The organism is Natronorubrum halophilum (assembly GCF_003670115.1).
Lineage (GTDB): Archaea > Halobacteriota > Halobacteria > Halobacteriales > Natrialbaceae > Natronorubrum > Natronorubrum halophilum.
In genome coordinates, this window is the sequence record NZ_QQTY01000005.1 from 72,709 (window position 1) to 88,306 (window position 15,598).

Annotated in this window: 15 protein-coding genes and 1 tRNA gene; 11 read left to right on the forward strand and 5 right to left on the reverse strand. The window is 62.7% G+C overall.

Annotated features, from left to right (window positions below):
* The gene (trpE, locus tag DWB23_RS19145) at positions 1-1,695 is read left to right on the forward strand and encodes an anthranilate synthase component I (RefSeq protein ID WP_121744403.1); all 1,695 of its coding nucleotides are present in this window, start codon (positions 1-3) and stop codon (positions 1,693-1,695) included.
* Complete coding sequence (gene trpG, locus DWB23_RS19150; RefSeq protein ID WP_121744404.1) at positions 1,692-2,372, forward strand: anthranilate synthase component II; 681 nt, start codon at positions 1,692-1,694, stop codon at positions 2,370-2,372. The genes trpE and trpG overlap by 4 nt, the downstream gene beginning before the upstream one ends.
* Positions 2,373-2,557: 185 nt before the next feature.
* Here trpG and DWB23_RS19155 read toward each other — a convergent pair whose 3' ends face one another.
* Positions 2,558-2,740, reverse strand: a complete 183-nt coding sequence (locus tag DWB23_RS19155; RefSeq protein WP_121744405.1) for a hypothetical protein — start codon at positions 2,738-2,740, stop codon at positions 2,558-2,560.
* 430 nt (positions 2,741-3,170) lie between these two features.
* Here DWB23_RS19155 and DWB23_RS19160 point away from each other — a divergent pair, with 430 nt between their 5' ends.
* Positions 3,171-6,290: an adenosylcobalamin-dependent ribonucleoside-diphosphate reductase gene (locus tag DWB23_RS19160; RefSeq protein WP_121744406.1), complete on the forward strand. Its 3,120-nt coding sequence runs from the start codon at positions 3,171-3,173 to the stop codon at positions 6,288-6,290.
* A gap of 292 nt (positions 6,291-6,582) precedes the next feature.
* Positions 6,583-7,209 (forward strand): HAD family hydrolase, encoded by a 627-nt coding sequence (locus DWB23_RS19165; protein ID WP_121744407.1) that lies wholly within the window; start codon positions 6,583-6,585, stop codon positions 7,207-7,209.
* Positions 7,210-7,689: 480 nt separating this feature from the next.
* On the opposite strand, the gene DWB23_RS19170 is transcribed toward DWB23_RS19165, so the two are convergent.
* Entirely contained in the window at positions 7,690-8,997 is a 1,308-nt protein-coding gene (locus tag DWB23_RS19170; protein ID WP_121744408.1) for an MFS transporter, read from the reverse strand.
* A gap of 130 nt (positions 8,998-9,127) precedes the next feature.
* On the reverse strand, positions 9,128-10,753 hold the full coding sequence (locus DWB23_RS19175; RefSeq protein WP_121744409.1) for a BCCT family transporter: 1,626 nt from the start codon (positions 10,751-10,753) through the stop codon (positions 9,128-9,130).
* Between the two features lie 512 nt (positions 10,754-11,265).
* Between DWB23_RS19175 and DWB23_RS23175 the strand changes: the two genes are divergently transcribed.
* Both DWB23_RS23175 and DWB23_RS23560 read left to right on the forward strand, forming a co-directional pair.
* Complete coding sequence (locus tag DWB23_RS23175; protein WP_162989873.1) at positions 11,266-11,403, forward strand: HVO_2523 family zinc finger protein; 138 nt, start codon at positions 11,266-11,268, stop codon at positions 11,401-11,403.
* Positions 11,404-11,694: 291 nt separating this feature from the next.
* The gene (locus tag DWB23_RS23560; RefSeq protein ID WP_238717508.1) at positions 11,695-11,829 is read left to right on the forward strand and encodes a hypothetical protein; all 135 of its coding nucleotides are present in this window, start codon (positions 11,695-11,697) and stop codon (positions 11,827-11,829) included.
* Between the two features lie 11 nt (positions 11,830-11,840).
* On the opposite strand, the gene DWB23_RS19185 is transcribed toward DWB23_RS23560, so the two are convergent.
* Positions 11,841-12,572, reverse strand: coding sequence for a TVP38/TMEM64 family protein (locus DWB23_RS19185; RefSeq protein ID WP_121744410.1), 732 nt, complete (start codon positions 12,570-12,572; stop codon positions 11,841-11,843).
* Positions 12,573-12,668: 96 nt separating this feature from the next.
* Between DWB23_RS19185 and DWB23_RS19190 the strand changes: the two genes are divergently transcribed.
* Entirely contained in the window at positions 12,669-13,067 is a 399-nt protein-coding gene (locus DWB23_RS19190) for a DUF5830 family protein (protein ID WP_121744411.1), read from the forward strand.
* A gap of 8 nt (positions 13,068-13,075) precedes the next feature.
* On the opposite strand, the gene DWB23_RS19195 is transcribed toward DWB23_RS19190, so the two are convergent.
* The gene (locus DWB23_RS19195) at positions 13,076-14,320 is read right to left on the reverse strand and encodes a DUF7115 domain-containing protein (RefSeq protein ID WP_121744412.1); all 1,245 of its coding nucleotides are present in this window, start codon (positions 14,318-14,320) and stop codon (positions 13,076-13,078) included.
* Between the two features lie 103 nt (positions 14,321-14,423).
* Between DWB23_RS19195 and DWB23_RS19200 the strand changes: the two genes are divergently transcribed.
* From DWB23_RS19200 to DWB23_RS19205, 4 genes are all read left to right on the forward strand, one after another.
* Positions 14,424-14,578 (forward strand) — tRNA-Met (locus tag DWB23_RS19200).
* Between the two features lie 156 nt (positions 14,579-14,734).
* A complete protein-coding gene (locus tag DWB23_RS23180) occupies positions 14,735-14,884 on the forward strand; it encodes a hypothetical protein (protein ID WP_162989874.1) in 150 nt (49 codons plus the stop codon).
* Complete coding sequence (locus DWB23_RS23185) at positions 14,877-15,029, forward strand: hypothetical protein (protein ID WP_162989875.1); 153 nt, start codon at positions 14,877-14,879, stop codon at positions 15,027-15,029. Before DWB23_RS23180 ends, DWB23_RS23185 begins: the two co-directional genes overlap by 8 nt.
* Complete coding sequence (locus DWB23_RS19205; RefSeq protein WP_121744413.1) at positions 15,022-15,498, forward strand: hypothetical protein; 477 nt, start codon at positions 15,022-15,024, stop codon at positions 15,496-15,498. Before DWB23_RS23185 ends, DWB23_RS19205 begins: the two co-directional genes overlap by 8 nt.
* Positions 15,499-15,598 lie beyond the last annotated feature (100 nt).

A 15,598-nucleotide genomic window follows, 5' to 3' on the forward strand; every position in this document is an offset into this window, starting at 1 on the left:
ATGAGTGATTCCGAACCCACACCCGACGCGACGCCGACGCTGGATATCGATCGCGAGACCTTCCGCGAGCACGCGGGCGACCGCACGGACCGTCCGGCGGTCGTTCGCACCGTCGCGACGCTCGCCGTCGAGACGACGCCGCTCGAAGCGTACGCCGCACTCACCGGCCGCTCGGCATCGAGCGATCGGGAGCGTTCGCCCTACGCCTTCCTGCTCGAGAGCGCGGAGAAAACCGCCTCGAGCGACCCCGACGGTGCCTTCCGGCCGAGTTCGGCGCAGGTGGATCGACACGCGCGGTACTCCTACGTCGGCTACGATCCGGACGCGGTCATCACGGTCGAGTCGGACGGCGCGAGCGTCGAGGCCCTTACCGACGACGCACCGCTCGATCTCATCGAAGCTGGCGTCGAAGGCGACACGGTCGACGCGCTCCGCGCCGCGATGCCGGACGTCCGACTCGCGAACGCCTCCGAGCACGACCGTCAGCACCTGACCGGCGGCCTCGTCGGCTTCCTCGCCTACGACGCGGTCTACGACCTCTGGCTCGAGGAGGTCGGCCTCGAGCGACCCGAGTCGCGGTTCCCGGACGCACAGTTCGTCCTGACGACGAAAACACTCGCGTTCGACGAGCGCGACGGGACGCTCTCGCTGATCTGTACGCCGATCCTCGAGGCCGCCGACGATCCCGATGCGGTCTACGACGAACTGCTCGCGGAGGCCGGCGCGGTCGCGGAAACACTCCGCGCCGCCGAGACACCCGAAACCGGCGGATTCGTCCGAGAGGACGAGGTCGCAGGCTCCGAGGCGGAGTACGAGGAGAGCGTTCGCCGAGCCAAGGAGCACGTCCTCGACGGCGACATCTATCAGGGCGTTATCTCCCGGACTCGAGAGCTCTACGGCGACGTGGATCCGCTGGGCTTCTACGAGGCGATGCGGGACGTCAATCCCTCGCCGTACATGTACCTGCTCGATCACGACGACCTGACCGTCGTCGGCGCGAGCCCCGAGACGCTGGTCTCGGTGCGCGGGCGCGAGGTCATGTCGAACCCCATCGCCGGCACCTGTGATCGGGGCTCGGGTCCCGTCGAGGACCGGCGACTCGCCGGCGAGATGCTGGCCGACGAGAAAGAGCGCGCCGAGCACACGATGCTAGTCGATCTGGCTCGAAACGACGTGCGCCGCGTTTCCGAGGCCGGCTCGGTCCGCGTCGACGAGTTCATGAACGTCCTCAAGTATAGCCACGTCCAGCACATCGAGTCGACGGTAACGGGCGAACTGGCCGCCGATGCAGACGCCTTCGACGCGACTCGAGCGTCGTTCCCCGCCGGAACGCTCTCCGGGGCACCGAAGATCCGAGCGATGGAGATCATCGACGACCTCGAGTCCACGCCGCGCGGCCTCTACGGCGGCGGCGTCGGCTACTACTCCTGGACCCGTGACGCGGATTTTGCGATCGTCATTCGAACGGCGACGGTCGAGCGCGAACCGGAACGGGACCGGATTACCGTCCAGGCCGGCGCGGGACTGGTCGCCGACAGCGATCCCGAAGCCGAGTACGAGGAAACCGAGAAGAAGATGGGCGGCGTGCTCGCAGCCCTCGAAACGATCGAAGGACCCGACGACGTGATCGAGACGGACGGCGAGGACGAGACGGTGACGGCGGACCTCGAGTTCACGCCGGAGGTGAGCCGATGAGCGTCACCGGCGAGGAACGCACCGACGAAACGGGGGCAGCGCCGGACCCGAAGACGGTGCTGTTCGTCGACAACTACGACTCCTTTACGTACAACCTCGTGGAGTACGTCAGCCAGCACGCGGGCACCGAAACCGCCGTGTTGAAAAACACCGCGTCGCTCGAGGCGGTTCGGGCGGTCGATCCCGACGCGATCATCATCAGTCCGGGTCCGGGCCACCCGAAGAACGACCGCGATGTCGGCATCACGATGGCCGTTCTCCGCGAGATAAGCCCGGAAATTCCGACGCTCGGCGTCTGTCTCGGACTCGAGGCCGCCGTCTACGAGTACGGCGGCACCGTCGGCCGAGCGCCGGACCCGATCCACGGCAAGGCCTCGGCCGTCGACCACGACGGGGCGGGCGTCTTCGCCGGCCTCGAGCAGGGCTTCCGGGCCGGACGGTATCACTCGCTCGTCGCGACGGAGGTTCCCGACTGCTTCGAGGTTTCGGCGACGGCAGAACACGGCAGCGCGGAACGCAGTTCCGCTGGCTCCGCGGTGGAACCGCAGAACGACGAGACGCTCGTCATGGGCGTTCGCCACCGCGAGTACTCCCTCGAGGCCGTCCAGTTTCATCCCGAGAGCGTGCTCACGGCGGTCGGTCACGACGTGATCGAGAACTTCCTCGAGTCGGTGTAAGAACGCGAGCAATGTCGGCGGCGGAGCGAATTCTCGGCGTCTGAGCGGGCGAAATGCCGTCGGAGAAATCGGCGGAGCGGATCGAAACGCGACGAGCGAACGGCAAGCGTCGACGCTCGAGAACGAGTGGAGTTGGGTTTGGAGGGGAGTCCTGCGGTCGGCCGATGCGTACCGGAAGCGCCGATCTAGACGCCGGGAATCAGCTCGAGCGTCCCGGTCGCCCACAGCCCCGCGAGGACGACCGCGGCGACGATGCCGACGCGAACGGCCAGTTTGATCGCAATACGGAGCGCGATGATGGCGACCGCAAACGCGGCCAGCGCGACCAGGGCGAGCAGGACGGTCGAGGACGTCAACAATCCGATCATACTGCATCCCCCGCACTGCAGGGACGTAATCTTTCTGGATGTCGTGATGGAGTCGCTATCCGGACTATCATCGGTAGCGATTTATCCAGCCGAAAGATAGTCCATCCGTAAAACTAAAATCGATAGGTAGCAACGGGATTCGTGATGGTTAGCGCTACTTTCAGTTCGGTCTGAAAATCGTTAAGGCCGTTGGCGTTGTAGTTGCTCACAGCAACGATCACGGCCATTTCGACGGCCGTGATCGAAGGAAACGATACAGAACCATCTATACAACCATAATTGTCCTAATACAAGAAAAGTAGGACAACAACACCCGGTTTTAAGATGCATGGCTGATTACCGAACCTTCGTCACGAATGATGCAATTTAGAACTCACACCCACGCCAGAATCGATACCCGGCAACGGGATACCTACGAGGTGAACCACGCATGAGCGACTCGGAGCTCTCCGCGGCGGAGCTAACCCTCCCGATCAAACGGACCGACGGCGACACGCTCGAGGAGCGCCTGACGGACAACGCCTACGAGAACATCCTCCCGGCACGATACCTTCGCAAGGACGCCGACGGCAACCTCACCGAGACGCAAGAGGAACTGTTCAAACGGATCGGAAACAACATCGCGCTGGCCGAAGCCGTCTACGAGGCCGAAAAGCGCGACCTCGAGATCACGGTGACGCCGGACCAGCTCAAGCCGGGCCATCCGCGACGAGACGAACTCGCCGCGGAGGTCTTCGGCGAGGGAACGACGGCGGAAGACGACGTCGAGACCGCGCTCACCGAGGGCAACGTCAACAAGTTCGCCTACGAGACGGTCGTTCCGGAGCTCCCCGACGACGTTCGCGAACACGTCGAGGACACCGCCGAGACGTTCATCGACGGGATGGAATCGCTCTCCTTTATGCCGAACTCGCCGACGCTGATGAACGCCGGCGACGAACTCCAGCAGCTCTCCGCGTGTTTCGTCATGAGCCCCGACGACGACCTCTCGGACATCCACGAGACCGCAAAGAAGGCCGCGGAGGTCTTCCAGTCCGGCGGCGGCGTCGGCTACGGCTTCTGGCAACTGCGCCCCTTCGGCGACTCGGTCGGCTCGACGGGCGGTATCGCCTCGGGCCCGATCACCTTCATGCGGACCTACGACCAGCTCTGTGAGACGATTGCCCAGGGCGGCACCCGACGCGGTGCCCAGATGGGCATCATGCGCGTCTCCCACCCCGACGTCATCGAGTTCATCCACGCCAAGAACAAGGACGTCTCGCTCGCGCACACGCTGCGACTGAACGACCCCGACGACTACACGTACACCACCTTCAGCGAAGCGCTCGAGGAAGCCCGCAGCCTCATCGACGAGGACGGCCGCGTGCCCAAGCACCTGCGAAACGCCGTCGAGGGCCATCTCTCGAACTTCAACATCTCCGTCGGCGTCACCGACGCGTTCATGGAAGCGGTCCAGAACGGCGAGGAGTACACCTTCACCAACCCGCGGACGGAGGAGCCCCACATCGCCAGCGAAGAGACGAAAGAGATGTACAGCCGCTACGACCTCGGCGAGCACGTCGAGGTCGGCGAACCGCTCTCGATTCCCGCCGAACTCATCTTCGAACGCATCGTCTCCGGTGCCCACGAAAACGGAGAGCCGGGCGTCATCTACCTCGAGCGGGTGAATAAACAGCACTCCTTCGACATCGAAGAACACGAAGATCACCAGATTCTGGCGACGAATCCGTGTGGCGAACAGCCGCTCGAGGAGTATGAAGCCTGCAACCTGGGCCACATCAACCTCTCGACGCTCGCCGACCAGGGCGCGCCCGACTGGCGCGTCTGGAGCGAAGAGCACGCCGACGAGTACGACTCTCAGGCGGCGGCCGTCGACGCCTTCCTCGAGGAGGCCATCGACTACGCGGAGTTCGACGAGCGCATCGAGTACGGCACCCGCTTTTTGGAGAACGTCGTCACGATGTCCGACTTCCCGGTCGAGGAGATCGAGGAGAAGGTCCGGGACATGCGCAAGATCGGTCTCGGCGTCATGGGCCTGGCCCAGTTGTACATCCAACTCGGCATCAAGTACGGCAGCGACGAGGGGAACGAGGTCGCCCGCCAGCTGATGACCCACATCAACCACGGCGCGAAGGCGACGAGCCACGACCTCGCGACGGAACGCGGCTCCTTCAACGACTGGGACGACTCGAAGTACGCCGACCCGACCGAGTACCGCGAGTGGTTCGAACACCAGACCGGCGAGGACGCCGACGACTGGGCCGACGGCTTCCCGATCCGCAACCACAACGTGACGACCATCGCCCCGACGGGAACGACCTCGATGGTCGGCAACACGACGGGCGGCTGCGAGCCGATCTATAACGTCGCCTACTACAAGAACGTCACCGACGACGTGCAGGGCGACGAGATGTTGGTCGAGTTCGACGACTACTTCCTGCGTACCTTAGAGGACAACGACATCGACGTCGACGCCGTCAAGGAGGAAGCCCAGGAGCAGATGGCGACCAACCAGTTCGAGGGCGTCGAAGGATTGTCGACGGTGCCGGACGCGATCGGCGAACTATTCGTCATCACGAGCGACCTCTCGGCGAAACAACACGCCGCCGTCCAGTGTGCCGCACAGAAGGGCGTCGACTCCGCGATTTCGAAGACGGTCAACGCGCCGAACGACTCCACGCTCGAGGACGCCAAGGAGGTCTTCGAGTGGGTCTACGAGAACGGCGGCAAGGGCGTCACCTACTACCGCGACGGCACCCGGAGCAAGCAGGTGCTGACCACGCGCGCCGACAACGCGGACTTCGCCGACGAGACCGAAGCCGCACAGGCGCTCGTCGAACAGATCGACGAGATCTTCGGCGGCCTCGAGGCCTTCCTCGGCAGCGACGAGGTGCGAGACGTGCTCGAGGAAGACGTCGATTCGCTCGTCGAAGCGGGGGCCGACCCGGTGACGGTCGACTTCACCGAGAAGCGCGAACGGCCCGACGCCCTGCAGGGCGTCAGCCAGCGCATCGACACCGGCTACGGGAAGGTCTACGTGACGATCAACGAGGACCCCGAGACCGGCCAGCCGTTCGAACTGTTCGCGAACATCGGCCACTCGGGCGGCTTCACGAACTCCTTTACCGAGGCGCTGGCGAAGGTCATCTCGACCTCGCTGCGCTCGGGCGTCGACCCAGAAGAGATCGTCGACGAACTCTGCGGGACTCGAAGTCCCAAGGTCGCCTGGGACAAGGGCGAGCAGATCCAGTCCATCCCGGACGCCATCGGCTCCGCGATGCGCCGATACCTCGAGAACGAGATCGACAAGCCGTACCCGAAACAGCAGACGCTCGAGGAGTCCGCCGACGCGGACACGGAAGTCGAGTACGACGATCACCAAACTGACGGCGGCGCTGCCGCCCGGAATGGGGCCAACGCGGACGACGACACCACCCAGGACCTCATCGACGCCGGCGAGTCGCCGGAGTGTCCCGACTGCGGCTCGATGACGCTGTACTTCTCCGAAGGCTGCAAGACGTGCGAGAGCTGTGGCTGGTCGGAGTGCTAATCGGGTAGTACCGGTGGATCGATAGCGGGGAATCCGTATTTTTGGTTCCGTTGGAATTCCGTTCTTCAGACCCATTTTCGCCCTGCAACAACTGGTCACTGAAGAGTGTTTACTGGTGGTGGAAATCCTGCCAGATACGGATGATCTTCGTAGCCTCGTGCAAGAGACAGGACGCATATCGGTCACGGGGCGAAGCTGGATTCGGCGTTCTGTACAGGGAACCAGTGTATCTCGCTGCGAATTAGCAAAACCGTTCAAAGGGGCTATATTCTCGCCATCTATTCGATACCGTATGAGAGTTGTTCTCGACTACGGTGGAGTTCTGGTTGATCATATCGACGAGCGAGAGCACGCCCACCTACTCGGAGTGTCTCCGAGTCAGGAACCGTACCCGGGTTGGTTGGCCTATTACCTCTTTCGAACAGGGCTTCTGAACAGTGAAGAGCAGTACGTCGAACTATTATCGACACTAACTGGAGCGACAGAAGAGAACTGCGTCGAGTATATTGACCGTACCTGGCTCAACCCTTACTTCCCAGAAGAGAACAAAGAGATTCTTGCTGAGTTAGCGTCCCAACACTCCCTCGTGTTGTTTAGCAATATGGCGAAGCCATGGATTGAAAAGGTACTTCAACGGCATAATGTTCGGGACGTATTCGATTCTTTGTTCGTTTCGAGTGAGCTGGAACGGCCGAAGCCCCATCCGAGAGGGTACCATCGTTGCATGGAAGGCATAGACGGTGAGATCGTTATGGTCAGCGACGAATTCAATGAAGATCTCCTGATGGCTCAGTGCTTCGGGATGACGACGATATGGCTCAAAAACGACAAGGAAGAACCATATCAGGAACCGGATTACACCATCGACGCCCTCGAGTCTCTCTATTCTATCCTTGAGAAGATACAGCGGAACTGTTGAAATACTATCTCTCTGATGGTTTTTCAGTAGCCGTGTTACAGACAGGGAAAGCAGTGATCGGTTGCTACTACCCAACCAGAGACCAGATTCCAGCTATAACGTCTACGGTCACCATAGCTGCTGTAAACCACACTAGACGGTTATCAGGAGCCGTATCGGGTGTGTGTGACGAGATGAATACATCATAGATCGTCCCTGCACTCATTCCAATTCCGCCAATTAAGAGAAACACTGGGAGAGAACGATACTACCAGAGACGATATTGGTGAGACCGATCCCTCCGAGGCTACCGCCACAGACGGCTACTGATGCACAGTAGAGATGTACCATGTTGATGGCTACAAATTTAAATTATAGTTAAATACCATCCGATGAGAGGATCTGACATGGCAACGGAAGCGAAACGAAAAGATCAGTAACGCGTCCTCGAGGAGGACATTCAGCGGTGAACCGCCAGCGGAGCAGTCGATCGCCAATCGATCAGATAGCCGTTCGATCCGGCTCCACGACGGCCGTCATGTGGTACCACAGCAAAGCGACGACGCCAGCGCCGGCGAGAACCAGTCCACCGGCGACGGTGAAGGCGAGGACGTAACTCGAGGCGGCGAGCCACCCACCAGCGATACTGCCGACTCCGCCCGCGAAGGCCATCAGCGCGCTGTAGGCCCCGAGCGCCTCGCCGCGGACAGATGCCGGCGCGAGTTGCGTGACGATGGTTCCCGTTGTCACGGCAATGACGGCCCACGTGAGGCCGATGATACCGAAGACGAGACCGGTTCCGACGAGTCCGACGCGCGTCACGCCGAGCGCAGCGCCGGCGATGGCGACGACCGGGAGCGCAACGGCACGGGCGAGCAGGCCGCCGACCTGCACGAGTCGGGCGTCGTGGGTCGTCGCGAACGCGCCGACGCGATCGAAGAAGACCGCGGATGCGAGACTCGAGAGCAGGTACAGGACGAAGGTTCCGTCGGAGCCGTACCCGATTTCGCCGAGGAAAGCCGGGAGCGGGGCGAAGAAGGCCGCCGATCCCGAAAACACCAGTACGATCGCGCCGAAGTACAGCGTGAGCGACGGCGTGAACCGACGGGCGAGTCGTCGCGGGTGGAGGCCGCGGGGATCGATGCGAACCGGCGAAAAGGGAAACGTGACGCCGCGGATGTTGAACCGCCCGGCGCGCTGACTGGCTCGGCGGAGTTTCTGCGGTTCGGGGTCGTCACCGGGACCCGGATCCGGCGGCAGCGATCGACCGGCTGCGACGACGCTCACCGCTGCACAACCCGCACAGATCACCAGAAATCCCTGCTGGGCCGCGAGCGGGTCGACGAGGCGCGTCGTGCCGGCGGTCCAGACGGTGCCAGCGAAGAGGCCGAGCGCCCAGCCGACGCCCTGGTACGTGTTGAGCCGCGCGATTCGCGCACTCCACCGGTTGTCGGGGACGTCCGTTACCGCTAGCAGCGTAAGGATCGGCAGGACGGCAGCGGATGCGAACCAGATGGCCGCGTTCGCAGCGATAACGATCGGGATCGACCGCGTAAGTGGGACGACGAGTAACATCGCGGCGACGAGCGCGAGTGCGACGAGGACGAACGCGCGGCGTTTCCCCGTCCGGTCGGCGAGACCGCCGAACGCCAGCGCACCGGGCACGCCGACGAACGCGGCCGCTGCAGCGAGAACGCCGAGTGTGAACGGATCGCCGCCGAGCGAGACGACGTACAGCGGGACGATCAGCGACGCCCCGCCAAAGGCGGCGGAGCCGAGCGCCCACGCGTACAACCATCGATCGGACATACGGACGACACTCGAGCGGCCCCTGATAACGAATCGGTTTCGACGATGGACTCGAGTTCTGGAAACGGTCGATCGAACGCCTAACGGCGACGAGAGAGAGGGAGAGAGTCAGCGCCGATGAGTACCGATGTTAGTCGTCGTCATCGCCGGGAACGGCATCGGGTTTCGACTGCCGTTCCGGTCGAGAGCCGATGATCCAGGCGTCGTCCTGAAGCAGGACGCGGCCGAACCGCGAACTGAACTCCCTGATGAGGCCCAGCATCGCGAGGAAGCAGACGAACGCGAACGGCCCGCCCGTGATGATCGCGGCGGACTGCAACGCGTCGACGCCGCCGAGGATCATGAGGATCGCCGCGGTCATCCCGAGCACGACGCCCCAGAAGACCCGATTGATGCTCGAGGGACTCGCCTTGCCACCGGTCGTCATCATCGAGACGGCGAGCGTCGAGGAGTCCGCCGACGTGATGAAGAACGTCGTGACGAGGATCATGAAGGTGACCATGAACACCGACCCGAGCGGGAACGCCTCGAACAGGGCGAAGCCGGCGACCGGTGCGCCGTGTTCGCCGACGGGGCCGAGGATGTCCGTGACGCCGTTGTGCTGGGCCCAGACGGCCGAGCCGCCGACGAACGTGAACCACGGGATCGTCGCGCCCGAGGTGGCGACGATGCCCGTGAATGCGACTTCGCGAACGGTTCGACCGCGGGAGATCCGGGCGATGAACAGTCCGGCGAACGGGGACCACGAGAGGGCCCACGCCCAGTAGAAGACGGTCCAGGTGTTCGTCCACTCGGTCCCGCCTTCGACACCCGCGCCGGTAAACAGGCTCATCGAGACGAAATTGGTCACCATGCCGCCGAAGGCCTGCGTCCCGAGCAGGACGAGAAAGATGGTTGGGCCGAGGATGAACGTCGCGAGCATGAGGGCCACGAAGAGGATCATATTGAAGTTCGAGAGCCGGCGAATCCCCTTGTCAACGCCGAGCACCATCGAAATCGTAAACAGGAGCGTCATCGTCGTCACCACAAGCAAGATGCCGGTGTTGCCCAGATCGATCCCCCACTGGTAGTCCAGTCCAGTGACGAACTGGCTGCCGATGAAGCCGAGCGACGTCGCGACGCCGCCGATCGTCGCGAAGACCGCGAGGATATCGATCACCTTCGCGGCCGGCCCGTCGAGGTTATCCGCACCGAGAATCGGCGTCAGTGCCGAGGAAACCCGGAGCGGAACGCTGTCGTAGTTGTACGCGAAGTAACCGATCGCGATCCCCATGATCGTAAAGACCGCGAGTTGGGGCAGCGCCCAGTGGAACAGAGTCTGCTGGACCGCTATCGTCATCGCCTCGGCCGAGCCGCCGGAGACGTTGTACAGGGGCGACGGATCGTCGTAGTAGTACAGCGCCTCCGTCGGCCCCCAGAAGACGACGCCCGCGGCGAAACCGGCCGAGTACAACATCGTGAAAAACGAGATGAAGCTGTACTCCGGATCGCTGTCGCCGAACTTGATCTTGCCCCACGGACCGACGATCAAGAAGAGCAAGAACAGGACGATCAGGAAGACGATCAGCAACAGCGCCCAGTTCAGGTACTCGAGCATCGATTCGTTGGCCACGCTGATGGCGCTTTCGACGGTGGTCGGGCTGAGGAAGTACAGTGCGATGACCCCGACCGTGATTCCTGCGCCGAACAGGAAGACGATGGGGTCGAGCTCGTCGCGGAAGCGACCGACTGCGCTCGATTCGTCCGAATCAGCCATCGATCTGCCCCCGTTCGAAACGGTGAGAGTTCGACCGAGCGGTACCCCCACTGCGCCACTGTTCTGAACCCGGTCCGTGACCTCCCGGCTGGAAAACGCCGCAGTCAGCCCCACGGACCGGGCGGTTTGAACGGTTTCTTGTTTCCGGACAGGTCATGCTAATTGGTAGCACCACCCAATCGATCCACGAACTGATTATTAACGCTATGCATGCTCATTTCTACAAATGAATATTAGATGAATAATTCAGCGGCGCTTATGAGGACCGTGTAACGAACGGCCGTCACCGCCGATCGTCGCAGCCGTTGGCCGTCGGTACACTCGCCGCCCGATGGATGTGCGATCGGTGCGTGAGGGTGTTCAGTTGCGACTGTAGAACAACGGGACAGCGTAAATCCCTCGTGTTCATAGGGACGGCTCCCCTCAGCAGCACCTACCGGAATGTATCGTAATCGGTCAAGCCATCACAGTACGGGCGACCCGACGAGCACCGCATCCGGAGGTACCGAGCCGTGACTGATGCCGACGAGCGTCAGCGAACGAACGGCCAGCCGTGTCCGCTCTGTGCGACACCGATGTACAAACGCCACTGCAAGTACGTCTGCCCCCAACACGGCGTCGTCATCGATTGTAGCGATCCCTTCCTGTAGTGCCAGTCCGCCGAACCAACCCAGTGCCCGACTCGCGCCGTGAGTCGAACCGAACTGATACGAGATGAGGCACTGTGGCTTCGGACACGCAACAGACGATCCTCGTCGTCCTCCTCGATCGGCACATGCCGGATCGTCCCGGCGACGAAGTCCTATCGTCGAACTGGATATCGACGACTACGTCACCAAACCGGTGACTCGAGCCCAGCCGACGCGGATCATCGAGAACCTCCGGCGCAGTCGCGCGTCACCGACGACGGCAAACGCGAACTCACCACTCTCTCGAACAAGATGGAGACGCTGGGGGACGACCGGTCACCGGACACCCTCGAGAACACCGAGGCCTACCAGCAACTGGAAGACGACCTGACGGAACCGAGCGATTCGCTGATCGAGAGCGAAACCGAGACGACGAGGCGTAACTGAACTGGCACTGCTTAGCTGTCCGTCGATCGGCCGGCGTTTCGCGCCTCCGTTCTCGACCGTACGGCTCGGTACGCGGGGCCCGCAAGCAACGTCGCAGCGGCGACGCCACACACGAGGGAGAGCGTCAGACCGAGTTCGCCGAAACCGCCCGCCGTCACGGTCGCTGCCGAGGAGCCGACGACGACCGCCGCGACCGTCCACGGGAGTTCGCCGACCGCGGTTCCGAGCAGGAACTGGCGAAGCGACACGCCGCTGACCGCTGCAGCACACGTCGAGACGTCCGACGGGAGCGGAGCCAGCCGCGAGGCGACGACGCCGCGGGTCGACCCCGCGCGTTCGTAGTACCGTGAGACGGCGGTTCCGGTTCGCTCGAGGGCCGTGCCGAACGGGCCACCGATCGATTCCAGGCCGGAATCGGCGCTCGACGCGTCGCGAGTGACCCAGCGAGCGACGAGGAAGACGGGAGTGACCGTCACCAGAACGCCGACGAGTGCGATCGGGATTCCGAGCGTGACGCCGTAGCCGTAGCCGACCACGACGGCAAGCGGCGTCGTCGGGAGAGCGAGCAGCGGCCGCAGGAGGTACAGTCCGATCACGACGAGACCGAACAGCGCGGGATCGGCCGACACCGACTCGACAGTCTCGAACGCCGTCGTCGGCGAACCGATCACGGCCGCGGTGACGATCGTACCGATCGCGACCACGCTAACGAGCGCACGGGCCCCGACCGACAACGGCGACATCGATCGCAGTTTCTCATCGAGCGTTGAAACGTTTGTGTCTCGACGAGGAGCGATGCGACACAACGTTTATTCGCCCCCGCCTGCCACCACTCACCGATGGACCGCGACGAGACCGAGTCGGAAGCGACCGTCGACGTCGGCGACGATCGGGTCGCGTTGGGACTGGCACTGCTCGAACGTCTCGAGCACGGGTCGATCCCGCTCCCCGATGTCATCGACCGGATCGAGACGGTGACGACCGACCCGACGGTAACGCGAACGATCCTCGACGAAGCGGAGCTCCGGGGTATCATCGAGCGCGAAGACGGAATCATCCGCCCGAAGAGCCGCCAGTACGTCCGGTTCGAACAGGACGTCATCACGAAGGAAGGAGAGTTCTCCTGTCAGCGCTGCGGCTCGGGGCTGTCGACGGGCCATTTCATCAACCTCGAGGCCGGCGAACTCGGCCCCTTCGGCTCCTCGTGCATCCGAAAAGTGACCGGTCGCGATGACTGAGTGCGCCGTTAGCGCCCGTTTCGGAGTTCGACGATCAGTTGTTCGATCGTCTGCTGTTGGTGCTCGAGCAGCTCGTGTTGTCGTTCGACGGCGTCCTCGAGCGAGTCGATGCGCTCGAGCAACTCGTCGGCGTCGTCGGTCCCGGCGTCGGACTCGCCCGTGGCGTCGGGCTCGAGTATGGACGGCGATTCGATGACGGACCCTGGATCGACTTGGCGCTCGCTCGCCTCCGTGTCGTCCGTTCCCGTGTCCGCGAGGTCGGTCTCCGACTCGGCTGGCGTATCGGCCGACATCTCTACGGTCGTGTCCGACTCGTGAGTCAGCGCTGTCGGCTCGCCGTCCGATTTCGAGTTCGTCTCTGCACGCTCCTGTTCGGGCGGGCGAGAGTCGCGTTGGTCCTGGCCGGTCGCCTGATCCGCCCGTGGCCCGCCCGCGTTCGAATCGGTCCCCGCAGTCGTTTCGGTGAGCGGGTCGACCGACTGCGCGTCTTCCTCCGGAGTCGGGTCGCTGATCGCCCCGTCGTCATCCAGTTCGGGCGGGTTGGCGTCGAGCGGGGCGACTCCGTCGCCGAAATCGACCGACGTGCGCTCGCGATCCTGGTCCGCCTCTTCGTCACCGCCGATCGTCTCGTTGAGTTCCTCGAGCGAGCCGACGTCGTGGTACTCGAAGAGGGCGCGCTGAAGCCGTTCGCGGAGATCGTTCGCCTCCTCGTTCGGGGCTTTGATCCGCTGCGGACGGCCGTCCACCGTGAGAACGATCTGCGTCGCGACGCTCCCGTCCTCGAACGCGAGACTCGTTACGTCCCCGAAGTGATACTCTTCGTAGTCGCTATCCCAGACCGCTCCGCCGATGTGTTTGACCAGTCGGGCGCTCGTGATGAGCAGCGTCAGTTCGCTAAAGCGATAGGTCTTGACGACCGTCTCGCCGGGGTCGGTGATCCCGTTTCCGTTCAAGACACCGGCCAACACCGGGTGCAAGACCGCATCGGTCTTACTCGAGGGAACGCTAAACGACCGGGTTTCCTCGAGTGGATACTCGAGGGTGAACTTGGTTTTGCGTCGCCCCTCCGAGAGCGTCAGTCGATCGGCGTTGTGAGGGAGTTCGTCGACCGATTCGTCGCTCAAGAGCCCATCTGAGCGATAGACGAGCGTGCTCGAGGGGGTAATGAAGAGTTCGTCTTCGCCACCGAGAGAGACTCGAGCTGCGATTTCCTCGCCGTTGAGAGTAGACTGGACGATTCCGGGAACGCTCATGCGCGGGTAGTTAGGAAGGCCATGTGATAAATCCGTGGGTCGTCGTTGCACGCCCGGGTGGAATGAGAAGGTTAAAGAAACAGACCGCACTACGAACGAGTGAGCCCGGGTGGCTTAGCTGGACATAGCGCCGCACTCATAGGGTTCAGAGATTCGGTGCGGTTTCGCCTTGGAAGCCTCCGTGTCCCCACGAGGACTCATGCCGAGCCTCGGACCTGGGACATGCGGAGATCGAGGGTTCGGAGCCCTCCCCGGGCACTCATCAAATTCTTTACATGCCCGCGTAAAAACACCCTATCGTGGGCCTTCTCTTCGTGATATTCGCGAGGTAGGGGACTCGTCTACATCTCGAGAGGTTGATGCAGCGACATCTGGTTTATTAGGTAATTCGGCTCCTGCAAGAGGTGTCGTGGCATGAGCTCCGCCACCGACGGGTTCGGCCCGTTCTGCGGAGCGCTCGGCTGTACCGATGACGCCGACGTCGTGATCGATCACCCGAAGCACGGGCCTCGGACAGTCTGTGATGCCTGCAGTGTCGGCTACGAGGTGTTGTGGGATGTCTGAGTCGCCGGCTGCGGACGCCGTCGTGATCTCCCAGCGTGCGCTCGGGAAGTGCGTCTTCCTCGAGGACGAACTCAACGACCTCCAAGCAGAAACCGACGAAATCGAAGCCCGCATCGAGCACCTCGAAGGTGATCTCCATGGGTGAGACGCCAGAGGTCAGCCCAGAAGATGCGCTCCAGGTTGCCCAGCGTGCGATGAACCGCTGTTCGGATCTCGAGGATGAGGTCGAAAAGCTCCGGGAGGAAAACAGCAATCTCGTCGATCGCGTCACCACACTCGAGCTGCGCTACCAGGACCTCGAGGGGACGAAACCATACGACGATCTCGATCGCGACGGTCGCGTTGGCCGCGTCCGTGAACACGCGTTCCAGCGAGCGACCAACGGCCATGGGAAAGCGACGCTCGACTACAACGACGTCATGTGGAGTGTTTTCGACGGTGAACCGAGCGCAGACTACTGCTACAAGTTGATGCGGCTCGCCGCAGAAGCTCCCGGATTCGAATACCGAGATCCAGCCGGGAAAGGGAAGCAACTGGCCGTCGACGCAGACGAGGCGAGAACAGGAGCCGCGTTTTCGTCCGCGAAGAAAACGGATTCGGAGGGGGTGATCTAAAGATGGGTTCGTTCCAGCGAGGGATACCTCCTCCATAAATCTGAGTGTAACTCAGTCCAAGTGGTGTTGTGTAAATAAGTGTCGGTTAGCTGTGAGTACG